The 23,900-nt window shown below is 36.3% G+C and carries 25 protein-coding genes; 9 read left to right on the top strand and 16 right to left on the bottom strand.

The window, feature by feature from the left end; all coding sequences use genetic code 11:
• Positions 1-255 precede the first annotated feature (255 nt).
• Genes ACYQ0O_RS03460 through alaC form a run of 6 tightly spaced genes read right to left on the bottom strand, consistent with a single transcriptional unit; the run spans position 256 to position 5,100 of the window.
• Positions 256-687, bottom strand: coding sequence for an acyl-CoA thioesterase (locus ACYQ0O_RS03460; protein WP_459890666.1), 432 nt, complete (start codon positions 685-687; stop codon positions 256-258).
• Positions 684-1,877, bottom strand: a complete 1,194-nt coding sequence (locus ACYQ0O_RS03465) for a cofactor-independent phosphoglycerate mutase (protein ID WP_459890668.1) — start codon at positions 1,875-1,877, stop codon at positions 684-686. Before ACYQ0O_RS03465 ends, ACYQ0O_RS03460 begins: the two co-directional genes overlap by 4 nt.
• Positions 1,878-1,895: 18 nt before the next feature.
• Positions 1,896-2,222: a DUF190 domain-containing protein gene (locus ACYQ0O_RS03470; RefSeq protein ID WP_459890670.1), complete on the bottom strand. Its 327-nt coding sequence runs from the start codon at positions 2,220-2,222 to the stop codon at positions 1,896-1,898.
• Between the two features lie 10 nt (positions 2,223-2,232).
• Complete coding sequence (gene crcB, locus ACYQ0O_RS03475) at positions 2,233-2,604, bottom strand: fluoride efflux transporter CrcB (protein WP_459890672.1); 372 nt, start codon at positions 2,602-2,604, stop codon at positions 2,233-2,235.
• Between the two features lie 18 nt (positions 2,605-2,622).
• The gene (locus tag ACYQ0O_RS03480; protein WP_459890674.1) at positions 2,623-3,909 is read right to left on the bottom strand and encodes a homoserine dehydrogenase; all 1,287 of its coding nucleotides are present in this window, start codon (positions 3,907-3,909) and stop codon (positions 2,623-2,625) included.
• 24 nt (positions 3,910-3,933) lie between these two features.
• Complete coding sequence (gene alaC, locus ACYQ0O_RS03485) at positions 3,934-5,100, bottom strand: alanine transaminase (RefSeq protein WP_459890676.1); 1,167 nt, start codon at positions 5,098-5,100, stop codon at positions 3,934-3,936.
• Positions 5,101-5,253: 153 nt separating this feature from the next.
• On the opposite strand from alaC, the gene ACYQ0O_RS03490 reads away from it, so the two are divergent.
• The 8 genes from ACYQ0O_RS03490 (at position 5,254) to ACYQ0O_RS03525 (ending at position 11,850) form a co-directional block, all read left to right on the top strand.
• Complete coding sequence (locus ACYQ0O_RS03490) at positions 5,254-5,715, top strand: Hsp20/alpha crystallin family protein (RefSeq protein ID WP_459890678.1); 462 nt, start codon at positions 5,254-5,256, stop codon at positions 5,713-5,715.
• A gap of 25 nt (positions 5,716-5,740) precedes the next feature.
• Complete coding sequence (htpX, locus tag ACYQ0O_RS03495; protein WP_459890680.1) at positions 5,741-6,583, top strand: zinc metalloprotease HtpX; 843 nt, start codon at positions 5,741-5,743, stop codon at positions 6,581-6,583.
• 220 nt (positions 6,584-6,803) lie between these two features.
• On the top strand, positions 6,804-7,052 hold the full coding sequence (locus ACYQ0O_RS03500) for a DUF4160 domain-containing protein (protein ID WP_459890682.1): 249 nt from the start codon (positions 6,804-6,806) through the stop codon (positions 7,050-7,052).
• Between the two features lie 12 nt (positions 7,053-7,064).
• Positions 7,065-7,331, top strand: a complete 267-nt coding sequence (locus ACYQ0O_RS03505) for a DUF2442 domain-containing protein (protein WP_459890684.1) — start codon at positions 7,065-7,067, stop codon at positions 7,329-7,331.
• Between the two features lie 331 nt (positions 7,332-7,662).
• Positions 7,663-9,012, top strand: a complete 1,350-nt coding sequence (locus ACYQ0O_RS03510) for a trypsin-like peptidase domain-containing protein (protein ID WP_459890686.1) — start codon at positions 7,663-7,665, stop codon at positions 9,010-9,012.
• 27 nt (positions 9,013-9,039) lie between these two features.
• Entirely contained in the window at positions 9,040-10,107 is a 1,068-nt protein-coding gene (locus ACYQ0O_RS03515) for a glycosyltransferase (RefSeq protein ID WP_459890688.1), read from the top strand.
• Positions 10,108-10,132: 25 nt separating this feature from the next.
• Positions 10,133-10,864, top strand: coding sequence for a polysaccharide deacetylase family protein (locus ACYQ0O_RS03520; protein WP_459890690.1), 732 nt, complete (start codon positions 10,133-10,135; stop codon positions 10,862-10,864).
• Positions 10,861-11,850: a glycosyltransferase family 9 protein gene (locus ACYQ0O_RS03525; protein WP_459890692.1), complete on the top strand. Its 990-nt coding sequence runs from the start codon at positions 10,861-10,863 to the stop codon at positions 11,848-11,850. Before ACYQ0O_RS03520 ends, ACYQ0O_RS03525 begins: the two co-directional genes overlap by 4 nt.
• Here the strand turns inward: ACYQ0O_RS03525 and ACYQ0O_RS03530 are convergent.
• The 8 genes from ACYQ0O_RS03530 to ACYQ0O_RS03565 all read right to left on the bottom strand — a co-directional run bounded on the left by ACYQ0O_RS03530 (position 11,827) and on the right by ACYQ0O_RS03565 (position 19,102).
• On the bottom strand, positions 11,827-13,359 hold the full coding sequence (locus tag ACYQ0O_RS03530) for an ABC transporter ATP-binding protein (protein ID WP_459890694.1): 1,533 nt from the start codon (positions 13,357-13,359) through the stop codon (positions 11,827-11,829). The genes ACYQ0O_RS03525 and ACYQ0O_RS03530 overlap by 24 nt on opposite strands.
• Positions 13,352-13,840 carry a xanthine phosphoribosyltransferase gene (gene gpt, locus ACYQ0O_RS03535; RefSeq protein WP_459890696.1) on the bottom strand — a complete coding sequence of 163 codons (489 nt, stop codon included), beginning with the start codon at positions 13,838-13,840 and terminating at the stop codon, positions 13,352-13,354. The genes ACYQ0O_RS03530 and gpt overlap by 8 nt, the downstream gene beginning before the upstream one ends.
• A 12-nt stretch (positions 13,841-13,852) precedes the next feature.
• Positions 13,853-14,773, bottom strand: coding sequence for an ABC transporter permease (locus ACYQ0O_RS03540; protein WP_459890698.1), 921 nt, complete (start codon positions 14,771-14,773; stop codon positions 13,853-13,855).
• 1 nt (position 14,774) lies between these two features.
• Complete coding sequence (locus ACYQ0O_RS03545) at positions 14,775-15,833, bottom strand: ABC transporter permease (RefSeq protein WP_459890700.1); 1,059 nt, start codon at positions 15,831-15,833, stop codon at positions 14,775-14,777.
• 4 nt (positions 15,834-15,837) lie between these two features.
• Positions 15,838-16,893: a BMP family ABC transporter substrate-binding protein gene (locus ACYQ0O_RS03550; RefSeq protein WP_459890702.1), complete on the bottom strand. Its 1,056-nt coding sequence runs from the start codon at positions 16,891-16,893 to the stop codon at positions 15,838-15,840.
• A gap of 75 nt (positions 16,894-16,968) precedes the next feature.
• Positions 16,969-17,760, bottom strand: coding sequence for a nitrilase-related carbon-nitrogen hydrolase (locus ACYQ0O_RS03555; protein WP_459890704.1), 792 nt, complete (start codon positions 17,758-17,760; stop codon positions 16,969-16,971).
• Between the two features lie 2 nt (positions 17,761-17,762).
• Positions 17,763-18,470, bottom strand: coding sequence for a DNA/RNA nuclease SfsA (sfsA, locus tag ACYQ0O_RS03560; protein WP_459890706.1), 708 nt, complete (start codon positions 18,468-18,470; stop codon positions 17,763-17,765).
• A complete protein-coding gene (locus ACYQ0O_RS03565) occupies positions 18,467-19,102 on the bottom strand; it encodes an N-glycosylase/DNA lyase (RefSeq protein WP_459890708.1) in 636 nt (211 codons plus the stop codon). Before ACYQ0O_RS03565 ends, sfsA begins: the two co-directional genes overlap by 4 nt.
• Positions 19,103-19,379: 277 nt before the next feature.
• On the opposite strand from ACYQ0O_RS03565, the gene ACYQ0O_RS03570 reads away from it, so the two are divergent.
• Positions 19,380-20,543, top strand: coding sequence for an acyl-CoA dehydrogenase (locus ACYQ0O_RS03570; protein ID WP_459890710.1), 1,164 nt, complete (start codon positions 19,380-19,382; stop codon positions 20,541-20,543).
• 33 nt (positions 20,544-20,576) lie between these two features.
• On the opposite strand, the gene ACYQ0O_RS03575 is transcribed toward ACYQ0O_RS03570, so the two are convergent.
• The gene (locus ACYQ0O_RS03575; RefSeq protein WP_459890712.1) at positions 20,577-21,494 is read right to left on the bottom strand and encodes an HpcH/HpaI aldolase/citrate lyase family protein; all 918 of its coding nucleotides are present in this window, start codon (positions 21,492-21,494) and stop codon (positions 20,577-20,579) included.
• On the bottom strand, positions 21,482-23,881 hold the full coding sequence (locus tag ACYQ0O_RS03580) for a ComEC/Rec2 family competence protein (protein ID WP_459890714.1): 2,400 nt from the start codon (positions 23,879-23,881) through the stop codon (positions 21,482-21,484). Before ACYQ0O_RS03580 ends, ACYQ0O_RS03575 begins: the two co-directional genes overlap by 13 nt.
• Between the last annotated feature and the right edge of the window lie 19 nt (positions 23,882-23,900).

Consider the following 23,900-nt stretch of genomic DNA (forward strand, 5'->3'; position numbering starts at 1 on the left):
GTATATATTTTTTGAGGACAGGATTAAAAATGTAGTTCAATAGTATTAAGACTACAAAAGGATTTACACAGATTATGTTACAGGCTCATAAAGAGTACTGTATAATAATCACTACAAAAAAATCAAGGTATGCTCTAAATATTGGGTTCTTAGCCTATACAGAAAGCAGCTTTTCAAAAGCACACCTAAACTCTCCCAATGGCCGTAAGTAAACTCGCCTATTATTTTAAAAAAGCTTGAGGTGCAACCATTTACTCAGGTCTTCTTTTGTACCATTTCAATGAGCCAGTCAGGCACTTTTACTATCTTGCCATTTATATCAACACATGGATGCTTGGTCCAACCTGTTGTGATTTTTTTGTTGTCATGTGTCCTGTTATAGATCTCATACACAAATTTTAAAGAAGCCTTACCCCACTCTCTTATTCCACATCTAACTGCAACTAAATCCTCATATCTTGCTGGTCCTAAATAGTTACAATGGGCCTCAATTACAGGTAAAAATATACCTTTTTTTTCTATCTCAAGGTAACTATGACCTAACTCCCTTAAAAAATGGCTTCTGGCCTGCTCAAACCAGTGAAAATAATTGCCATAATAGACCACTTTCATTCCATCGGTCTCACCATAGGATACCCTATGCTCCCACGTAACCTCTGGCTCTGGAAATTCTCCTATTTTTTTCATTTTTTAATTTCTCCAAGGATCCAGGTTATGAGCTCTTCTCCCCTCTCTATAAATATACCTGTATTTTTGGCGTTAGCTTCTGAAAATGCACCATTTTTATCCACTTTTGGTTCTTTAAAATCAACAAAAAGTACAGGGACAGGGTCTTTAACATGCGTGCGTTTATATACTGGGGTCAAGTGGTCACAACAAATTAAGACTCCTCCTTTTTTTGACTTCAAAAAATCACATATTGGTCCCACAATGTGTTTATCAAATCTCTCTATTGCCTCTATTTTACATTTTATATCCCCAGCATGGCTGCATTCGTCAGGACCTTCTAGATGCACAAACACAAAATCATTTTCTCCAAGAAAATCTATAGCTGCCCTTGCCTTTCCCTCATAATTGGTATCAATAAGTCCTGTTGCCCCTTCTATATCTATTACCTCCATATTAGCTGCATATCCCAGTCCCTTTATAAGATCCACTGCAGATATCACAGCCCCCTTTAGTCCATATGTGTTATAAAAATCTGGTAGCTTAAGCCTCCTACCCTGTCCCCATGGCCATATGCAATTTGCCTTGGAGTCTGGGAAATGGGTTTCTAAGATTTGGGCTGCTTCACTTATTAACTTATACAACTCCTTTTCATTTTTATATGTTAGAACATCATCTTTTATTGATTTATCTAAAATATCATGTGGAGGATTTATTTTAATTCTATCTAAAGATGTATCTTTCCCATGTCTTTTAATGAGCAAATGACGGTACTGAAAACCTGGAACTATCTTCCATGTTTTGTCTTCTAATTTTTCCTTTAAAGCAGAAACTATTTTATTGGCCTCTTCACTTGATATATGTCCAGCACTGTAGTCAATCATTATTCCATTTTCAGAAAATTCTGATACAGTCACAAGATTCATTCTAAAGATTATGTCGTCTTCTTGAGTATCTACTTTTAGTGCTGCAGCCTCAATTGGACCTCTCCCAGTGTGGTATAAGGTTGGATCAAAGCCCAATATTGCCATATTTGCTATATCTGATCCTGGCTCCATGTGCTCAGGGATTGTCCTGCAAAGGCCAACTTTTCCTATTTTTGCCAAATTATCCATATTTGGCGTGTTTGCCTTTTGCAAGGGTGTAAGTCCCTCTAGTTCTTTTAAAGGATAGTCTCCCATTCCATCTGCTATTAAAAATGCAAGCTTCATGATATGCTCCACATGGGGTTATGAGTCTTTTTTTCCTTTGTGTACAAGGCAATCGCTTATAATTATGAGTCCATTGTCCTGTACAATATTATATATTTCAGGAAGTAGTGGCTCTATTTTTTCTTCCTCATCAATACACTCAATTACAAGGGGAAGGTCCATAGATAGCCTGAATATGTCAAATTCAGAGACCCCTCTAACTCCGTAGCCGCATATCCCCTTGTATACAGTGGCTCCTCCAATACCTTTTGATTGTAAAAATTCTAAAAGGTATTTATATATTGGCGATCCTTTGTATTTATCACCTTCTTTTACATATACTTTGAGTAATTTTGCCTTCATCATAAAATTTACTTTATCTAAATAGTGCCAGGGCAACCATCCTGCCCAGATAGATTAATATAAGACATCCCAATACATTTATAAAAATATTGAACATGGCTTTTAATATTAATCCTTCTTCAATAAGGGTAAATGTCTCAAATGCAAATGTGGAAAATGTGGTGAGAGCACCACAAAATCCAGTGCCAAATAGGAGTTTATATTCTGGTGGCAGATATATAAACATGGATGTATACATTAAAAAACCAAGAAAAAAACTACCTATAAGATTTACTGTAAGTGTACCAGTGGGGATACCAAACTTAACTGGTATTATTCCACTTACTATATACCTTAAAACAGCACCTAAAAGTCCACCAATTCCAATTATCAGATACTTTCCCATTTTTATATTCTATCTATATTAATTGAGAATCCTGTAGTGTCTTGTCCCTGGCATTACAAATGAAAGTCTATCTATCTCTTCTATTGCATCTTTTATATTTTTTATCTGTGCCCTATGGGTCAAAAATACAACTGGCACATATTTACCTATCTTTTCCTGCCTTTGTACCACTTGGGCAATGCTTATATTCCTCTCCCCCATAATTCCTGCAAGTATCGCCAAAACACCCGGCCTATCTTCAACCTGGAATCTAAAATAGTGACAGCAGGATGTGTATTTATCTTCCAAAATAGTAGCATCCTCTATTTCATCGCTGTAAAAGCCAGTATTATTGTATGAATTAGATCTTATTATTGCCATGATGTCAGATAGTACAGCACTTCCAGTTGGAAGATCACCTGCCCCCTGACCATACAACATAATTGGTCCAACCCCGTTTCCTTCAATTAAAATAGCATTAAACGGTCCGTCAACCTTTGCTAAGATGTGTTTCTTAGGTATGAGCACAGGATAAACACCTGCCTGTAAGTCTCCACTTCTCTCCTTTACTTTTGCTATTAACTTTATGGTGTATCCAAATTCCTCTGCCATTTTGATGTCATATGGGTCTGTGTTGGAAATCCCTTCAATGGTAAGCTTTTCCAGGGGAAAGTTTTTACCATATGCAAGCATAATCAGGATGACAAGTTTATGGGCAGCATCAACTCCCTCGATATCAAGGGTTGGATCTGCTTCTGCATATCCCTTTTCCTGGGCAATTTTAAGGGCTTTTTCAAAGGAAAGTTTTTCCTGGGACATTTTAGATAAAATAAAATTTGCTGTACCATTTAAGATACCGGTAATTGAGATGATTTTATTTCCTGATAGGTTTTCTTTTAATGTCTGAACTATTGGTATACCACCTCCAACACTTGCTTCAAAATAGAGTGCAGTATTCTGGAGTCTTGCCAGTTGAAATAGCTCTCTGCCCATTTCCGCTAACACTGCCTTGTTGGCTGTGACAACATGTTTTTTTGCCAGAATAGATTTTTTTATGAGATCTTTTGCTATATGGGTTCCTCCAATTAGTTCAACCACTATGTGAATTTCTGGGTCGTCAATAATATCTTCTACTCTGTCAGTGAACTTAACATCCTCTGGGGGCAGGAAGTCCCTTTTTTTATTTATGTCTTTAACCAAAATAGTTTTTATTTTTATTTTTTTTCCAATGCGCCTTTCTATGATTTCATTATTTCCAAGGATTAGTTTAGTAAGTCCTGTACCAACAGTTCCAAAACCTGCAATGGCAATATTTATAGAATCCATATTTTCTCCCTGAAATATTCTTAACTAAAATATCTTCTTTAAGCCGCGGACAGCCTGATTAATCCTATGTCTATTTTCAACAAGTGCAAAACGCACATAGTTGTCCCCAAAATGTCCAAATCCCAGACCAGGTGATACAGCGACTTTACACTCATTTAACAGGAGCTTTGAAAACTCAACAGAACCCATTTTTTGAAACTTTTCAGGTATCTTGGCCCATACAAACATTGTGGCCTTAGGTGGTGGTGTTTCCCATCCAATCCTGTTTAGGCCCTGAATCAGGGTATCTCTTCTTATTCGGTATTCTTCTACAATTTCTCCAACACAGCTCTGATCACCATTTAGAGCAATAATTGAGGCTATTTGTATTGGTTGAAAAATTCCATAATCTAAGTAACTCTTTATCCTTGTGAGTGCATGTACCATTTGTTTGTTTCCACAACAAAATCCCACTCTCCAACCTGCCATTGAATAGCTCTTTGACATTGAGAAAAATTCAACACCAACATCCTTTGCACCTTTTGCCTGTAAAAAGCTGGGTGGTGTATATCCATCAAATGCAAGGTCAGCATATGCAAAGTCATGAATTACAAAGATATTGTGTTCTTTGGCAAAGTCCACTATTTTCTGGAAAAAATCCAGATCAACTATTACTGTAGTAGGATTGTGCGGATAAGATATTATAAGCAATTTGGGCTGTGGCCAGGTCTGTTTTGTGGCTGTTAAAAGGTCTTCAAAAAAATCTCTTTCGGGGGATATTGGAATTCTCCTGACATCAGCTCCTGCAATAATTGCACTGTATGTATGTATAGGATAAGTAGGGTCAGGCACAAATACCACTTCACCGGGGCTAAGCATTACAAGGGCAAGGTGTGAGAGCCCTTCTTTTGCCCCTATTGTTACAACTGCTTCGGTCTCAGGATCAATGTCCACATTATATCTTCTTTTATACCAACCGGCTATGGCCTTTCTTAAATTTGGTATACCCCTTGATGCTGAATATCTGTGATTTGTTGGTTTTTGAGCTGCTTCTACCAATTTATCTACTATATGTTTTGGGGTGGCAATATCTGGATTTCCCATCCCGAGATCAATTATATCTTCTCCCTGCCTCCTTAATTTCATTTTAAGCTCATTTACTATGGAAAAAACATATGGAGGCAGCCTCTTCATCCTTGGAAATTCTTGCATGACAATTTCTCCTTGAGGTAGTTAATTGAAAAAGGAAATATAGCCCTATTGATATGTTTATGTCAAAGGTTAACTTGGGTGACAAGAGTTGACTTTTTAAATAAACTAATTACAAATTCTATTAACTAAAAGAGGAAAAAATGGGAGAGTAAAATGGGTTCTTTTAACTATTTGTCTTCGAATCTATTTTTAGAGATCCAGGATATGAAAAAAAGGGTGGATAAGGTTATGGAATATACATTTGATGTCTTTTCAAGAAAGAATGAGTCACCATCTGGCACCTGGGAACCAGCCACTGATGTGTATGAAACTGAAAAGTTTTACGTAATTCAAATGGAAGTGCCAGGTGTTGAAAAAGAGGACATTCAAATTGAATTAAAGGGAGATGAATTGGTAATTTGTGGCATAAAAAGGTTAATTAAAGAAACTCCTACCTGTTCATATATGATTCTGGAGAGATCTTATGGACCCTTCGTAAGAAAGTTTTGTTTGCCAAAGGACATTGATGTAGAGGGGATTTCTGCATCTTTAGATGTGGGGATCTTAGTTGTTAAGCTACCTAAAAAACCCGTTCAGGTAGAAGATATAAAAATCCATATCCAGTTTGAAGAATAAAAAAATTTTACAGGAGGAAGAAAATATGAAAAATCAAATAAAAACAGGGCTTTTTTTGGGGATTTTAACTGCCCTAATCCTGCTTTTTGGAAAGATGCTAGGAGGGAGTACAGGATTATATATTGCCTTTTTCTTTGCTATTTTGATGAATGTTGGAAGTTATTGGTTTTCTGATAAAATAGTATTGGCAATGTATAGGGCAAGGGAGGTGGACTACCACGAGGCCCCCATGCTCCATGAGATTGTAGAAGAATTGGCAAAAAGGGCAGGTATTCCAAAACCAAAGGTGTATATTATCCCATCTGAGCAACCAAATGCATTTGCAACAGGACGAGGACCAAGTAGTGGGGTTGTTGCAGTGACTGAAGGTATAATGGAACTCCTTACCCCTGAAGAGCTAATGGGTGTACTTGCCCATGAAATAGGACATATTAAAAACAGAGATATTTTGATCCAGACAATAGCTGCAACCCTGGCAGGTGTTATAATGTTTATCTCAGACATGGTGAAATGGTCCATGATTTTTGGTTTTGGAAGTGATGACGATGACTCAAATCCATTTTTAGCTATTATTTTGGCAATCATAGCACCTATTGCAGCTATGCTTATTCAACTGGCAATTTCAAGGTCCAGGGAATATCTTGCAGATGAGACAGGGGCAAAGCTGTGTGAGAATCCCCATTATCTTGCAAGCGCCCTGGAAAAATTAGATGCATACGCACATAGGATACCAATGAGGGTGGGGAATCCATCAACAGCGCATATGTTTATTGTAAATCCATTTAAAGCCAATTCTTTTGTAAAGCTATTTAGTACCCATCCACCAATTGAGGACAGGATAAGACGTCTCAGGGAGATGCAGTTGTAAAGTTATATGCCTATTTCTTTAGCTCCGCTTATTGATTGGGTTATGGAGAAAGTGATTAAGTAATTAGTGATTAGTGAATAGTGAAAGGTAGAAGGATGAAGGGTGAAGGTAGAAGGGCGAATAGTATCCACAGACACAAATTACATACACAGACACATCAAAGCTTGAGACTTCGGAGTTAGTGGAATAAGCAGATAAAGTTATTAATTGGGGAAACGATATGCCCATTATAGCTAGGTTTTACGGTATAATAATAAAGATGTATTTTAAAGATCACGGGATTCCTCATTTCCATGCATTATACGGTGAATATAATGGTGTTTTTAGTATAGAGACATTAGAAATGATTGAGGGCGACCTGCCAAATAGAGCTCAAAGTATGATAAAAGAATGGGGTATGATGTATAAAGATGAATTGATGGAATTGTGGAAGACGCAAAAATTCAAAAAACTTCCAGGCTTAGAATAAGGAGGAGAAAAAATGTTTCCAAAGATTAAATATGTACAACCCCTAGAAGGAAAAAAATTATTGGTTATTTTTGATAACCATGTGAAAAAGATATATAATTGCGTTTCTCTCCTATCCCACGAGGTATTTCGACCATTAGAAGACGATGTATTGTTTAAGAATGTAAAGGTCGATCCAGGAGGTTATGGGATAAGTTGGAATGAAGAACTAGATTTAAGCGAAGCAGAGTTATGGATAAATGGAATGTTAGTAGAAGAAATGTCTGAAATAAGATGTTAATTTTTGTTGTTTTTTGTCACAGAGTATCTACCTTCTTATTCCAATGAAAAAAATTGAATTTTAGCGGCTAATCCTTTAAGCTCAGGATTTGTCCTGAGCTTTTTTTATTTAGAAAAATCTGCCTATTTCTTTAGCTCCGCTTATTGATTGGGTTATGGAGAAAGTGATTAGTAATTAGTGAGTAGTGAATAGTGAAAGGTAGAAGGATGAAGGGTGAAGGTAGAAGGGCGAATAGTACCCACAGACACAAATTACATACACAGACACATCAAAGCTTGAGACTTCGGAGTTAATGGAATAAGCAGATAGAAAAATTTAAGGAGTGCTTATTATGAAAAAACAAATTACTCTGGTTATGTTAACACTCTTTTTGTTGTTCTCACACAGTGTGTTTGCAAAAAGTGGATTAGAGATTAGAAGGAATTTGGTTGTCCAGGCAGTTGAAAAAACTGCTCCTGCTGTTGTTAACATAAAGGCAGCAAAGGTGGTTGAGAGGTATTCAAATCCATTCAGGGATTTTTTTGGGGATGAGTTCTTTTCTCCATTTTTTGGGGATATTTTTCCAGGATATAAGCAAAAATTTCTGGAACAGAGCCTTGGATCAGGGGTTATTATTGATGGCAGTAGAAGGCTGGTACTTACCAATGCCCATGTAATTATGGGGGCATCTGACATTAAGGTGAAGTTATTAGATGGTAGGGAGTTCAAAGCAGATTTGATTGGGAGTGACCCTGATTTTGATATAGCCCTTTTAAAATTAAAGGGCACAGGGAAACTACCCCAGGCAAAAATGGGAACATCCAGAGACCTAATGGTAGGTGAGACAGTGATAGCAATAGGAAACCCCTATGGTTTTAGTCATACAGTTACAACTGGTGTTGTATCTGCTCTAAATAGGTCAATCAGGACAAAACAGGGCACTTATTTTGGTTTTATCCAAACAGATGCAGCCATTAATCCTGGTAATAGTGGTGGACCCCTTTTAAATATCCTGGGTGAAGTGATAGGAATTAATACTGCAATTTATGCAAAAGCCCAGGGAATTGGATTTGCCATACCAATAGACAAGGCAAAAAATGTAATATTTGAATTAATACACTATGGTAAAGTGCAACCTGTTTGGCTGGGGATTTTTGGACAGGACGTAGATCCTCAAATTGCATCTTATTTAAGGCTAAGATCTCCACGGGGATTTCTGGTAACTGAAGTGGTTAAGTCCTTACCTGCAGAAAGAGAAGGTATTAAGCCCGGAGATGTTATATTGTCCATAAACGAAGTGGCAATAGAGGATAAAGAAGACTATATTAGATATCTGCTAAATACCACATCTGAATCAAAGTTAAAGATTCGCCTGTATAGAGAAGGAAAATTCTATGAGACATCTCCTCTCACCCCGGTACATTTTACTTTTGATATGGCATCCAGATTTATAAAGAGAAAATGGGGATTTTGGGGAAAATTTAAAAAGGATCACATAGTGGTTACACAGGTGTATCCAAATAGCCCTGCATCAGACTTAGGCCTCAGGCCTGGGGACTTTATTTATAGAATAGGCGTTATTGGGCTAAAGAAAAAACAGAATTTTTTCCGTGCTTATATAAGATACAGGTTAGAGAAAAGGGTCATGTTGGTTGTTGTTCGCCAGGGTCGCATGTACTATGTGAGGATGCACGTTGGATAAGGATAGGTTTTTGCGGCGGTTTTTCCCATGAAGACATTACATTTAATTGGGAGTAAGACCCTTGGAGGAGCTGAAAACTGGTTTTTTAGATTTACCAGTGCACTTGGGGAAAAAGGAGTTGAGACTTATAGGGGAGTTAGGAAGGGAAGTGATTTAGAAGGGGTGATAGATGGTGTAAAATCATTTACACTTCCCTTCTTCACTGTGTGGGATCCCATCTCAAAGTTTAGCATATCAAATCTTATTAAAAGATTAAAACCTCAAATAGTGCAGACTTACATGAGCAGGGCCACAAGGCTTACCCATGTGGATCCTGGGAAATATGTTCACATCGCCAGACTGGGTGGGTATTATTCCCTTAAGGCCTTTAGACATGCCCATGTGTGGATTGGGAATACAAAAGGTATTTGCGACTACCTTATTAAAAATGGCTTTCCAAAGGAAAAGGTCTTTTATTTGACCAATTTCGTAGATCTGCCTAAACCTTGTCCCAATGAGCAGATTTTAAGAATCAAGGATGAGCTGAATATATCCAAAGAGGACTTTGTCATCGTACATCCAGCTCGATTTGTCCCTGTTAAAGGTCATGAGACACTTTTAAAGGCAATATATTTTCTGGCTCAAGATAGAGATATTAAAAGGAGCTTTAAGGTTGTATTACTTGGGAATGGTCCATTAAAACCAAAACTATTTGTCCTAGCCAGTTCCCTTAAAATAGATAAATACTTAGTTTGGCCAGGATGGAAGTCAGATATGTCTTTATATTACCAATTGTCAGATCTTGTGGTTTTTCCCTCAATGGAACAGGAAACCTTGGGAAACGTGATTTTAGAGGCATGGGCACATAAAAAGCCAGTTGTATGTACAAGATTTAGGGGTGCTAGGGAGATAACCAAAGATTTAGAAGACGTTATACAGGCAGATTGTGAAGATGAAAAGGGTGTTTATGTTGCCATAAAAAAAGTGCTTTTAGATGAAGATTTGAGAAATTACATTTCACACAATGGTTATAAAAATGTGCTCAAAAATTATACAAAAGAACATATTGTTAGTGAGTATATTCATTTATATAACTATCTATTAAATAAAATGTAATTTCTTCAAAGGAAAATACAAAAATATGCCTATTTCAGTTTTAATGTACCATCAAGTGGGGGAATTTCGTAAGATAAAATATCATAGAGCAACATATTGCAGACAGAAGAGATTTAAGTCTCAGATGTGGTTTTTGAAGTTTTTTGGATATCATGTAATATCCATTAATGATTTATTAAAAATAATAGAAAATGGTAGGTATGTAAAAAAAAGGATGGTTGTCCTTACATTTGACGATGGATATGCAAATTTCTATAGATACGCATATCCTATTTTAAACAAATACAATTTCCCTTCTATTGTATATCTTCTATCTAATCTCATAGGAAAAAGGGCAATCTGGTTTAAAAGGGAAGGACGAGATGATCCACCCCTTTTGACTAGAGAACAGGTAGTAATACTTAAAAATAGGGGAGTTGATTTTGGATCACATGGTAGGAACCACGTAAAGCTTGCCAAAGTCTCCCATGAAGTTGCACGTGAAGAAATTGTAAGGAGCAAAATAGAGCTAGAACACATGTTTGGATTCCCATTTCAACACTTTTGTTATCCCTATGGAAGTTTGAACCAGGATGTAAAAGAGTTAGTTAAACAAGCTGGTTATAAAACCGGAGTCAGTTGTTATAGAGGTGCAGTCTATCCAGGGGTTGATCCATTTGAAATACCAAGAAAGGCAATATCCTTTGGGGATAACTTAATAGGATTTCTCTGGAAACTGGAATTTAAAAACAGGCTGAAAAAAAGGGAGGCTGCTTGAACATATTAATTTTTAGGCTTTCTGCAATTGGCGACATTATAATGGCCTCTGGTATATTGCCATGTATAAAAGAACATTTTCCCAAGTCTAAGGTTACATGGGTGGTTCAAGAAGAATATAAGGGACTTGTTGAGAGTTCACCTTATGTTGATCTCACAGTTCCAATTAAGAGAAAAGAGCTGTCCTATTTATTTAAAAAGGGCAGGATCAGTGAATTTATAAAAGAGGTAAAAGATACTGTCTCTATCCTTAGAAAAAATAAATACAAACTGATTTTAGATCTGCAGGGTATATGGAAAAGCGGGATATGGGCTCTATTATGCAAAGGTGAAAATAGGGTAGTGGTTGATCCAAAGGAAGGGATAGAATTTTTATATAGAAATAAGGTGTTGTCCAATTCTTTGGATAAAAGAATTGGCGCAGAGTATAAGGTCTTATTGGATTCTCTTGGTATTCCTGGCAAACACTTTAAACTGGGAATAGGAGCGGGATCTCCCGGCGTAGAGCTCCCTGATAAGTTTGTTGTATTTTGTCCATTTACCACCAGGCCTCAGAAATTCTGGGTTAATGAATATTGGATGGAGCTTGCTCACCACATAGGGAATATGGGATATACAGTAGTTTTATTGGGAGGTCCTGGTGACAGGCACATGGTGGAAAAGATTTTCCCTAATTTATCAGGAATAGTTGATTTAGTTGGAAAACTTGGGCTAACTGAATCCATTGGGGTAATAGAGAAATCCACTGCAATAATTGGAGTGGATACAGGACTTACCCATGCAGGTATGCTTTTACAAAAGCCCACTATTGCAATATTTGGATCCACCTGTCCCTATTTGGAGACAGAATTTGAAAAGGGTGTAGTCTTATATGATAAACTTGACTGTTCTCCCTGCAAACGAAATCCAACATGTAATGGTGATATAACTTGTATGAGAAGATTGACTCCTGACAGGGTGATTTCAACTCTGAGCAGATTGATCTAGGGGTATATCTTTTTTTGATTCTCGTATGCCGGCAATATACATTCCAATATTCTCCACTTTCTCTTTATCTCTGGCATTAAATGTGATTATTATTTCCCCTTTAAATATCACAGAAATGGTATCTGCAAGTGTTAATGCCTCTTTTAAATCTCCAGTTAAAAGCAACACCCCTGCATCCTGTCTTGCATCAACTAGATATTTCCATACTTCCCTGGTAGCTGCAATGTCCAGTCCCTGGGATGGTTGTTCAGCGATCACCAGTTTTGGTCTTTTAAAGAGCTCCCGTGCCACAACCACCTTTTGTAAATTGCCTCCTGAGAGTTGTCTTGCCTTTAAGTTTATATCCAAGGGATGGACTTTGTATTTTTTCATCCATTTTAGTGCATGGTCTTTTGCTAGTTTGTTTTTTACAAACACGCCCTTGGAGAAGATATTTCTTGTGGTGAGCAAGAAGTTTTCCCAGATGCTTAGCTCCATGCAACATCCCATATTGGTTCTATCTTCCGGGATATAGGATATACTTTCCAGCATCTGACCTTTTTCATAAAAATCTTCCCATCTAAGCCCCAATATATTTATCTCACCTGATAGGGGCCTTTTAAATCCATAGACAATGTCTATTAGCTCTCTTTGTCCATTTCCTGCAACTCCCACAATCCCGTGTATTTCTCCTTTTTTTACCTCAATGGAGACATCTTTTATTGTCTCTCCCTTTATATTTTCCAGTTTTAAAACAGTCTCTTCTTTATAAGATGACTCTTTTTTTTCTATTTCTAAAATAACCTGTTTCCCCACCATTTTTTTTGCAAGCTCATCAGGAGATGATACATTATCTGTTTTTATCCTATCTATTATTTCTCCTTTCCTGAGTATTGCTATTTCGTCTGATATCTCCATGACCTCTTCAAGCTTGTGGGAGATAAAAATAATGGCTTTCCCTTCTTTTTTCATGTTTTTTAAAGAGTTAAATAGACCTGTTATTTCCACTGGTGTAAGAACAGTTGTGGGTTCATCAAGTATCAGGAGCTTCACATCTTTATACAAGAGTTTTAATATTTCTACCCGTTGCCTCTCTCCCATTGATAGGTCTTTTATTTTCTTCCGTGGATCTATTTTGAGCCCATATAGATCTGATAGTTTTTTTATTTTTGATATAAATTTTTGTTCCTTAAAGATCTTATAAGACCTGTCTCCCAGGACTATATTTTCCATCACAGTGAAGGCAGGTATGAGTTTGAAATGTTGATGCACCATTCCTATCCCAAGCTCAGTGGAGTGTTTTGGAGATTTTATCTTTTTTTCTCTACCTTCTATTAATATTTTACCTGAATCAGGTGACAGATTTCCAGACAGGATTTTCATGAGAGTGGATTTTCCCGCTCCATTTTCTCCCAAAATGGCCAGGATTTCCCCTTTATACACATCCAGGGATATGTCGTTGTTGGCAATAATGTCTCCAAATTTTTTGGTTATGTTTACAAGAGAGACAAAGGGGAGCTTTTTATTCATATTGTTTTCTCTTTTTTATTATTGGCTCAGTAAATTTTGGCTCACTATCCCATGGGAATAAAATCCAGGTATCTTGACTCACTTCAGTTATATAGATGTCCACAAGGGGCCTTCCAGCTGGTTTGGCATAAACTGTTGCAAAGGTGCTTTTTGGAAGCATTGTTCTAATGGTCTTTGCTGTTTGACCAGTGTCCACAAGGTCATCAATAAGGAGCCAATCTTCTGAATCCTTTATGTCAATGGATTTTAATACATTTATCTGTTGTTGTTTTTGATAGTCATAAGATGCTATGCAAACAGTATCCACAAGCCTTATCTCAAGCTCCCTTGCAATTATTGCCGCAGGTACCAGTCCTCCCCTTGTTATGGCCACTATGCCCTTGAACTCTTTTATGTCCATGAGTTTCCATGCAAGTGCCTTGGAATCACGATGCAATTGATCCCAGGTAACTGGAAAGATTTTTTTATATCTCTCATTCAAACCCTGTTCCTCCTAATCCTTTGGCTCAAGATTGATCCCAAGCCCCATTGGTCCCCAGGAACCTTTATGTGCTTTGGATGCAATGGTTAAAACCAATATAGTTAAAATATAGGGCAGCATGAGTAAAATTGAGGAAGGGATATTGGTACCTGTTGCCTGGAGTTGTAGTTGAAACGCCATAATACCCCCAAAAAGATATGCACCTATTACTGCCCTAAAGGGATCCCAAAAGGCAAATATAACAAGGGCTACTGCAATCCAACCACGTCCAGCAACCAACCCATTTGTCCAGATATGGGTGTAGGCCAAAGACAGATATGCACCTCCTATTCCACATAGAAATCCCCCTATGAGAATTCCAGCAGACCTCAACATGCCCACATTAAGACCTGATGTTCTGGCACCTTCTGGAAATTCTCCTGCTGCCCTTATTTCAAGTCCCCACCTGGTTTTGTTGAGTAAAAACCATATACCCAATGGTAAAATATATGAGAGATATACAAGTATGTCCTGTTTAAAGAATACATCGCCGATAATTGGAATTTGTGACAGAAGGGAAAGGTTCAGTTTTTGAAAGCCTGTGGTTTTTTCCCCCACAAATGGGGTGCCCCAGAAATTACTAAGACCAGTGCCAAGTATAGTGAGAGCAAGTCCAGAGACAATCTGGTTGGCCTGAAAAAAGAGCACAGCTATTGCGTGAATTGAGGCGAGGATTGCTGCTCCAATGCCTCCTCCTAAGACTCCTAGGTAAGGATTTCCTGTTATCTTTGTTATAAAAAAGCCAAAAAACGCCCCAATTAACATCATTCCCTCAACTCCAAGGTTCAGAACCCCACTTTTTTCTGTTACTATTTCTCCAAGTGTGGCATAGAGGATTGGGGTCCCTGCCTGGATTGTTGCAGCAGCTGTTGCAACAATTATATTAAGGTCCATATTATTCTCTCTTTATAACAATCTTGTATCTTTCAAAGAATTGAACACTCACAACAAATATTAAGATCATTCCCTGGATAATCATACCATATGCCTCAGGGACTTGCATCTCAAGCTGAAGGCCCTCAACACCAACTAGCATTGCACCAAGAAAGTAAGAAAAAATGCCCATGCCAACAGTTGATAGCCTGGCAAGCCATGCAACGATTATTGCGTTATAACCATAACCAGCAATAACACTGGGTTGAAGTCTACCCAAAGTGGATGTGGTCTCTGTAAAACCTGCTATCCCACAAATGGCACCACTTAAGAAAAGTACAAAAATAATAAGCTTATTTCGTGGAATATGTGAATACCTAGCTACATTTTTATTTTCACCGCTTACCTTTATTTCATATCCAATCCTGGTGGTATGAAAAAATATTTTATATAAAATTCCAAGGATTATACAGAGATAAAAGGTCTTATACAGAGGGGTATTTAAAATAGTAGATATGGTTCCATTGTCACCAAACTGAACACTCATTGGAAAACCAAGGGATGTTGGATCCTGCCACGGCCCATAGACCAAATAGTCTATGAGAAAGATGCCCACATAATTTAACATCAAGGTGGTGATGATTTCATTTGCATCAAAATATACCTTTAATAGACCAGGGATAACTCCAAACAACCCACCTAAGATTGCAGATAAAATAAACATAAGAGGAAGGAGAAAATACCATGCAAGGTTGGGAAAATGAAGATATACAAAGGTTGCCCCTATTGCACCAAGGGCGTATTGTCCTTCTCCTCCTATGTTCCATATTTGCATTTTAAATGCGATGGATAGACCAATTGCACAGATAAAGAGTGGAATTGCCTTATTTAAGGAATCAAAAAAAGCGTACCATGAACCAAAACCACTTTTTAGAAATATTACTATTCCAGATAAAGGGGATTTCCCCAGGGTGGCAAGTAGTAATGAACTAACACTTAGGGCCAGGAGCACCGCCACTACAGATAGAAGTATGCCCCTGGCCCTGGATTGTGTATATATCTTTTTTATCTGGATCTTCATTTTATTATTTTGTAGATCCAACTACCCCGTCAACAAACCAGTTCATGGACCAGATTTCTGTGTCTGTCATCTTTTGTCCAGGTTTTATCCTGAGTTTTTTGTTTTGATCATAGATTGGGCCTTTAAAAATAATAAATTCCTTTTTAATTATTTTATCTCTAACATTCATAACATGTTTTTGTACATTTTCTGGAACCATTTTCCCAAATGGTGCTATATCAACAACACCCTGGTCCATTCCTGCCCAGATATTGCAAGATTTCCATTTATTTTCTTTCACCTGTAGAACTATTTTTTTATAAAGATTTCCCCATTTCCATATTGCAGCAGTTAAATGGGCATTTGGTGCAAACTTGGACATATCTGAATTATAGCCAATTGAATACACGTGTGCCTCCTCGGCTGCTTCCTGGGGTGCTGGGGAGTCCACATGCTGGGTTATAACATCTGCTCCAACATTTAAAAGGCTTTTTGCAGCCTCTTTTTCTGTTGCTGGATCATACCAGCTTTTTGTCCATACGACCCTGACCACTACTTTAGGATTTACTGATCTTGCACCAAGAGTAAATGCATTTATTCCCCTAATTAGCTCTGGAAGGGGATATGCAGCCACATATCCAATGACATTGCTTTTGGTCATATATCCTGCAACCATCCCTGTTAAATACCTTGCCTGATACATCCTTCCAAAATATGTTCCAACATTTTTTGCCCTTTTAAATCCTGAGCAGTGCATAAATATCACATTGGGAAATCTCTTTGCCACCTTTATAACTGAATCCATGTATCCAAAGCTGGTTGCAAAGATAAGGTTGTAGCCCTTTCTCGCCATATTTGTGAGTACCCTTTCTGCATCCTGACCTTCCCTGATAGACTCCAGATAAAAGGTCTTTACCCCAGGAAGCTTGGCTACCTCCTGCCTACCTAAATCATGGGCATAGGAATATCCTGCATCTCCTATTGGAGATACGTAAATAAAACCTACCTTTAGATCCTTTGCAAAGGATGCAGTTGTAAGTAAAATAAAAATCCCTAAAAAGAAGAATATGTTTTTTTTCATTGGACCTCCCCTTTTTTGATTTATTTTTTGTAAATGAAAATTAGAAAGGTTTCTAGTAAACCAAGTCCATATACGTCAAGCTAAATAAAATATATCTTTCCTTATATGCTCAAGACATGGCAAAATTTTTCTTATTTTTTCAAGGCGATTTTTCCTTATGTATCCATAGATTAGACCTTCATCTTCTCCAGCATCACATATCTGAATCCCAAATGGGTCAAAAATAGAGCTTCTGCCACAAAAATTATCCCCACATAGGTTTGATAAGACTATATACATGGTGTTTTCTATGGCCCTTGCTTTGGTAAGACAAGTTAGATGCTCTTCTTTGTGTTTTCCCATATACCAGGCAGCGCATACAATACTTATATCTGTTTTTCTCACTGCCTGATATCTATATATCTCAGGGAATCTCAAATCATAACATATTGATACGCTTAGCTTAAATCCCTTATATTCTATTATCTTAGGAAGGTTATATCCTGGTAAAACCAGACTGGATTCATTGAATCCCAGGGAATTGAATAAATGGAGCTTTCTGTACAATATGGTGTGAGAACCATCCCTTTGTATAAAAATAGTAGAGTTATACGTGCCCCTTTTGTTCTTGTCTGGCTCCCAAGCAGTAGCTATTATATCTATTTGGGTCTCTTTAGAGATTTCCTTAATTTTAGATATAAATTGCTTGTAGTTAGATGAAAGTATGTTGGGTGTATTGGATCTATCAATAACCCCCATACTCATTTCAGGGAACACAATTAGATCTATGTTGTGGCTTTTTGCTTCAGTGCAAATGTATTTTATTTTTTGTAGGTTTTCATAACAGGACTTGTAACCTGCAATTTGACCAATACCAATCTTTAACATCTCTATCCCCTTAAAATAGGAATAATCTTGTTATAATATACAGATTCTCCGTCACAGTATAGAGATACAGGGAAAATTTCAACACCAGTGTCCATTGCCCTGTAAAACTCTTTTGAAAATTCTGGATCTGTTTCCCAATTTGGAGAAAAGTAATTAACTTCTTTAGAGAAGATAAGGATAAGCACTGCAGATCGCACAGTTTTATCTTTTAGTGAAATAAGAGAAGTGAGGTGTTTTTTTCCCCTCTTTGTAGGTGCATCTGGAAACAGGGCAATCTTGTTTTTTATCAAGGTACATCCCTTTGTCTCTATCCATATTTTGGTATTTTTTATGTGTCCCATAAAATCCAATCGTCCATAGGGGACCCTTACCTCTGCCCTGAGTTTGTTAATTGGGGTTATCTCAGGTATTAATGATCTATCCAGAATAACTTCTGAGAATCTTCTGTGGAAACTGGAGTTTACAAATATCCATTCTGTGTCTTTTTTTGCACATAAAAGATCCCACTTTGTCTTTCTGTTTTTGTTTTTGGCTTTGGATATCAATACATGATTCCCAGGATATAAAAGTTCTTTTAACCTGCCAGGATCATGTACGTGAACCTCCACAATTTCTTGGGACTGTTCTAATTTAATGTGGGCTAAAAATCTATTTGGTCTATCAATAAATATACCTTTAACACTTTGTGGGAGTTTTGATATTTTAATCACTTAAATACCTCTCCAGCTTCCATATACCACAGAACTAAATCAAGGTGGTCTAAAGGTATGGTTATTTTTTTTGAAAACTCCTTCATCTTTTCTTCGATCTCAATATATTTTTTATTTGACATGGTTCTTGGGATATCTTCTATTACCCTGTACTTTTTTAAGTTTTTTAAAATATGCCTGTCTAGTATACAGAGATCATCTCCTTTGCCAATATTTCTCAAAAAATGGCTGGCCTCCTTCATGCCAAGCCCTTTAATTTCCTTGACTAAATATGTCCTAATCTCCCTGGGTGTGCCTATCTTGTCTAGGGTTTTCTTTATAACTATTTTATGGTCTTGGGAAAACTTTTTAATTGCCTCTTCAATGTATTTTGCCTTTTTGTACTTAAATCTTACCCCATTTAACTTTTCAAGGATTGTTTCATAGGATGGTTTATAAATTATATCTATTTTTTTTAAGTTTTCAATTGAGGACCAGCAGGTCTTTGCCTTTGATTGAGGGGTTAGAAGACAGAATAATAGTTCATACAGAATATCTTCATCAGAGCCGCTGATATATATATTTTTGAATTCACTTAGTCGCTCTTTTATCTGTTTTTTTATCTCCAGATAAACGCCACGTAGTTTATCCATAAGGCTTCTCCGATTAATTTTGACTATACTTAGAACAAATTAGGGTACTAGCCTTAACTCCTTGTTCTGTCAAATTTACACACACCCATAAGCTACAACATTTTTTAATGAAATGATTACACAAAATTCAACAGAAATTTTGCCTTCCAGGATATCTTGGGAGGCAAAAAGGATTTTTTATCTTGTCAACACTTACCTAAATCATTATCATACCGCCGTTGTCTCTGTAAACGTAGTTTAATTTAATAAAATCAAATTAATATTAAGGAGTGTGTAGATGGGATTTTCTTTGACCAAAGAACAACTCTTAATTCAAAAGAGTGCCAGGGAATTTGCCAGAAAGGAGCTGCTTCCAAAGGCAGCAGAGCGCGATCAAAAGGCAGAATATCCTGCAGATAGTCTGAAGATGATGGGAGAACTTGGATTTTTGGGGATGTTGGTTCCAGAAAAATATGGTGGTATGGAAGTTGACACTGTGTCTTATGCATTGGCCTTAACTGAGATTGCATATGCTTGTGCGTCCACTGCAGTTATAATGTCTGTACATAATTCCCTTGCCTGTGGATGCATTTTAAACCATGGAACAGAAGAACAAAAACAAAAATATTTAGTACCCCTTGCAAATGGTGATTACATTGGATCCTTTGCCCTGTCTGAGCCTGAAGCTGGATCTGATCCTGCCAGTATGACCACCACTGCAAAGAGGGAAGGGGATTACTATGTTCTAAATGGAACAAAGAGGTGGATAACTGGAGGCGCCACATCATATCTTTTTATTGTTCTTGCCAAGACAAATCCAGAGGAAAGACATAAGGGTGTTTCTGCATTTATAGTTACAAGGGACATGGAAGGATTTGTTACAGGTAGAAAAGAGGACAAAATGGGCCTTAGGGCATCTGATACAACTGATATAATCTTTGACAACTGTAAGGTCCCTGTAGAAAATCTCCTTGGCAGGGAAGGAGAGGGCTTTTATGTTGCAATGTCTGGTCTTGATGCTGGTAGGATAGGTATAGCTGCCCAATCCCTGGGAGTTGGATGGGCTGCTCTTGATCTGGCAGTACAATATTCCAAGGAAAGGGTACAGTTTGGTAAACCCATTTGTGAGAACCAGGGCCTTAGGTGGATGCTTGCAGACATGGCAGTTGAAGTTGAGGCAGCAAGGCTGCTGGTCCTTAATGCAGCAGCAAAAAAGGATAGGGGCGAGAAGTGTTCAATGGAGGCTTCAATGGCCAAGTTGTTTGCATCTGAAATGGCCAATCGGGTTGCAGGAAATGCACTGCAGATACACGGTGGATATGGATATACCAAAGAGTTTACAATTGAGAGGCTATATCGGGATGCCAGGGTATTTACCATCTATGAAGGTACATCCCAGGTCCAGAGGATAGTCATTGCAAATGAAGTAATTGGCGATAAAAAGAAAAAAAAGAAGAAATAGAGCTCTATATGGGGAGAGGTGCTCTCCCCTTTTTTATTCATTTATTTTACTAGCCTTATCCAGGATACTTTTTGCAAGTCTGTATGTTGCCCCATCAATCATTCTCCCATCAATAGAGGCTGATCCTTTTTCACCTTTCAAAGATTCTTCAAATGTTTCCACTATTTTTTTGCACCTTTCTATGTCCTCTTCCTCTGGGGAATAGACTTTGTTTATTACCTCTATTTGACTCGGGTGTATTGCCCATTTTCCATCAAAACCAAGATATTTGCTAAGGAGACATGATCTTTTTAACCCCTCTAGATCCTTAAAATTTCCATATGGTGCATCAATTGCCAAAATACCCTTTGACTTTGCAGCCATTGCAATTCTGCTAAGGGGATAATGGAATCTGTGGCCTGGATAAAACTCTTCTTCTTCTCCGTGTCCACTATATCCCTTAAAAAACATTCCAAGGGATACAGTATAGTCTGCAATGCCAAATACAAGGGATCTTATCCTGTTAGATGAATTAACTATTTCTTTTATGTTCAACATTCCCCTGGCAGTCTCAATTGATGCCTCTATCTCTATTTTTCTATTAAGACCAATTGATTTTTCAATCTGATCCAAAAGGATGTGAATCCATTGTATTTCATCCCTGGATTCCACCTTTGGGACCACAATGCTCTGTATTTTATACCCAACCTTTTCTATTACATAAATAACATCTTTATATGCAAAGGGAGAACGTATTTCATTTATCCTGTATGAAATGGCCTTGTTGTTTAGATCTTCTGATGAGAGAAAATCAATTAACATATCCCTGGCAATATCTTTTTCTGAGATACCTACACTGTCTTCTAAATCATACATTATAAAGTCTGCATTTAAATTTTTTGATTTAACCAGCATCCTTTCCCTGTTTGCTGGGACAGATATAGTTGATCTCTGTAAAGTTACTTTATCCATGGCAAAAACTCCTCAGTTTTTTTAAAGGTTTTTATTTCTGTATTTAAATTGTTATCTAAATCCCATGATACGATAATACACCCAGATATAGAGGGACTATATAAATGAATATTTTGTTCTTTTAGGATATTATGGTAATATTTGTAATATTTTCTCGATGTTTTATAACCCCCTCCTGTTAATATCAAAAGATTGGTTTTAATCTTATTTATAAGTTTACCCAGATATTTATGTTTTAGCCCGTATGATGGGACAATAACAGCATTTATATGTTTTATATTATCTGATATCTTTGATAGAATACATTTATTTATTTTTGGAAAAATCACTAAAATTGGATTATTTTTAAATAAAAGGTAGGCCATGAGCCCATGAGTATTTGAGTTCAAACAATCTTTTAAGTTTAAAATATATATCTTTAAATCTTTAGATAAGTAAATTGTATATTTTGTTGATATTGAGTTAATTTTAACCCTTTTTCTCTTTAATGTTTTTAATATATATTTAAATCTATTATTTAGCAATTCGCTACAATAAAATTCGGTTATCTTATATCTTTTTGCCAGATACATTAAACCACCCATGTGGTATTGATCCATTTTTGTTATAATTATTTTGTCAATGACTGGAAATCTATTATACGTCAATATTGGAGATAATATATTTTTCCCAAAATAATATCTACCTATACTGCTTCCACCTGTATCTACTAAAATCCTTTTTCCTTTATAGGACAGGATTAAACTCTGTCCCATTCCAACGTCTAAAATTTCCAATGAGACTTTGTTTTGATTGTTATGTATAAAATTGTCTGCAAATGGCAAAAATATGAGTATTACTCCAATAGTGGCCAGGATTTTAATTTTTCCATTATATCCATGTAATTTTAGATAACAGGTAATTAAAATTAAATAAAATCCAAGTAATATATATCCACCTGGACGGATAGTGACTATGATTGGTAACATATGAAATTTTTTAAGAAGTATTAGCCAATTTATTGAAATGGATAATATCTTATCTGCTATTTGAAATAAAAAAATTGAAATGGGGTGGAATATATCACATAGAGATAGTAAGCCTCCAATAAAGCTTATGGGAAATACAAATAGTCCTATAACTGGAATAAATATTATGTTCGTATAAAATGATATAGGTACTTCTCCAAAATAATAACTTATTATTGGAAAGATTGATATATTTATTATTGAAGATATGATTATTATTGAGATAAAATATCTTGTTAATGTATTTGATGATATATTTAATAAAAATTTATCATAAAAATATGGAAAAAAGGCTATAATCACAATTACTGAAAGATAAGATAGCTGTGCGCCAACATTAAATATTGAATAAGGATTAAAAATTATCAAGATTAGAAGAGAGATTGCTATTCCATCGATAATAGCATATTTATGATTTGTAAAAAAGAGCAAGCTCCATGTTAGATACATAATAGATGCCCTTATTAGGGATGGCCTTGATTCGCTAATAAATAAAAGGAAAATAACAAATAAACTGGAGATTATACATCCTAACTTTTGTCTTGGGATATTTAAGAATATCTGAGGATATATAAATCCAATTAAATATGTTAAGGCAATTCCAATTAGAGCAACAAATCCAATGTGTAAGCCTGATTGGGCTATTAAATGCGCAAGGGATGCCTGTCTAAGTAAATTATTCTGTTTGTATGTCAAGTAATTTCTATTGCCTGTAATCAGTGCGAGAATAAGTCCTTTATTTTTTACATTGGATAATGATTTTAAGATCTTTTTTCGAACATATGTTTTAAATTTCCAAAGAAAGCTTGGACTACCATATATATGGATTTTATGATTTTTATTTGAGTATATTGAGTAGAAGATGTTTTTAAGATTGTATAATTTTGAAAAATTACCACCACTATAATTTTTGTGGGACATAATTGGTCTTAACTTAAATACTCCTTTAACAAATTGACCTGGAAGTGGAACCTCTTTAGAGTGATATATCTTCATCAATACTTTACTATTTAGCCTAATATTATGGCCATTTTTTTTAATATAAACATTTTTTAATATACAGTATGTCTTAAATTGTGGATATGTGATAATTTTTTCCACCTCACCACTAAGGAATATTGGTGAGAGGGTATTTATTTTATCAGGTTTTATTAAATATTTTTGATGGATTTTGCAGGGTATAAAAGATGTCAAAAATATCATAGAGACTATTATTGTAATTTTTTTTGATTTTTTTATTAAAAAAAACAGTATTAGAATTATAAGGCAAATAAGTGCATAGATGGAGTAGAGGCTCCCCCAAATACCCAAAATTAGCCCCATTAAATAGTAGTGGAATGGGAGAAATATATTGTGGTCTTGCCTGTTTCCATATCCCATGGCTTGAATTTTAAATGGG

The sequence above is a fragment of the Desulfothermus okinawensis JCM 13304 genome (assembly GCF_054654515.1).

Bases quoted from the DNA above. Each gene is read 5' to 3' on its own strand.
- ACYQ0O_RS03460 (WP_459890666.1), bottom strand. From the start codon at position 687: ATGAAAAAAATAGGAGAATTTCCAGAGCCAGAGGTTACGTGGGAGCAT.
- ACYQ0O_RS03465 (WP_459890668.1), bottom strand. From the start codon at position 1,877: ATGAAGCTTGCATTTTTAATAGCAGATGGAATGGGAGACTATCCTTTA.
- ACYQ0O_RS03470 (WP_459890670.1), bottom strand. From the start codon at position 2,222: ATGATGAAGGCAAAATTACTCAAAGTATATGTAAAAGAAGGTGATAAA.
- crcB (WP_459890672.1), bottom strand. From the start codon at position 2,604: ATGGGAAAGTATCTGATAATTGGAATTGGTGGACTTTTAGGTGCTGTT.
- ACYQ0O_RS03480 (WP_459890674.1), bottom strand. From the start codon at position 3,909: ATGGATTCTATAAATATTGCCATTGCAGGTTTTGGAACTGTTGGTACA.
- alaC (WP_459890676.1), bottom strand. From the start codon at position 5,100: ATGCAAGAATTTCCAAGGATGAAGAGGCTGCCTCCATATGTTTTTTCC.
- ACYQ0O_RS03490 (WP_459890678.1), top strand. From the start codon at position 5,254: ATGGGTTCTTTTAACTATTTGTCTTCGAATCTATTTTTAGAGATCCAG.
- htpX (WP_459890680.1), top strand. From the start codon at position 5,741: ATGAAAAATCAAATAAAAACAGGGCTTTTTTTGGGGATTTTAACTGCC.
- ACYQ0O_RS03500 (WP_459890682.1), top strand. From the start codon at position 6,804: ATGCCCATTATAGCTAGGTTTTACGGTATAATAATAAAGATGTATTTT.
- ACYQ0O_RS03505 (WP_459890684.1), top strand. From the start codon at position 7,065: ATGTTTCCAAAGATTAAATATGTACAACCCCTAGAAGGAAAAAAATTA.
- ACYQ0O_RS03510 (WP_459890686.1), top strand. From the start codon at position 7,663: ATGAAAAAACAAATTACTCTGGTTATGTTAACACTCTTTTTGTTGTTC.
- ACYQ0O_RS03515 (WP_459890688.1), top strand. From the start codon at position 9,040: ATGAAGACATTACATTTAATTGGGAGTAAGACCCTTGGAGGAGCTGAA.
- ACYQ0O_RS03520 (WP_459890690.1), top strand. From the start codon at position 10,133: ATGCCTATTTCAGTTTTAATGTACCATCAAGTGGGGGAATTTCGTAAG.
- ACYQ0O_RS03530 (WP_459890694.1), bottom strand. From the start codon at position 13,359: ATGAATAAAAAGCTCCCCTTTGTCTCTCTTGTAAACATAACCAAAAAA.
- ACYQ0O_RS03540 (WP_459890698.1), bottom strand. From the start codon at position 14,773: ATGGACCTTAATATAATTGTTGCAACAGCTGCTGCAACAATCCAGGCA.
- ACYQ0O_RS03545 (WP_459890700.1), bottom strand. From the start codon at position 15,833: ATGAAGATCCAGATAAAAAAGATATATACACAATCCAGGGCCAGGGGC.
- ACYQ0O_RS03550 (WP_459890702.1), bottom strand. From the start codon at position 16,893: ATGAAAAAAAACATATTCTTCTTTTTAGGGATTTTTATTTTACTTACA.
- ACYQ0O_RS03555 (WP_459890704.1), bottom strand. From the start codon at position 17,760: ATGTTAAAGATTGGTATTGGTCAAATTGCAGGTTACAAGTCCTGTTAT.
- ACYQ0O_RS03565 (WP_459890708.1), bottom strand. From the start codon at position 19,102: ATGGATAAACTACGTGGCGTTTATCTGGAGATAAAAAAACAGATAAAA.
- ACYQ0O_RS03570 (WP_459890710.1), top strand. From the start codon at position 19,380: ATGGGATTTTCTTTGACCAAAGAACAACTCTTAATTCAAAAGAGTGCC.
- ACYQ0O_RS03575 (WP_459890712.1), bottom strand. From the start codon at position 21,494: ATGGATAAAGTAACTTTACAGAGATCAACTATATCTGTCCCAGCAAAC.
- ACYQ0O_RS03580 (WP_459890714.1), bottom strand. From the start codon at position 23,881: ATGGGATATGGAAACAGGCAAGACCACAATATATTTCTCCCATTCCAC.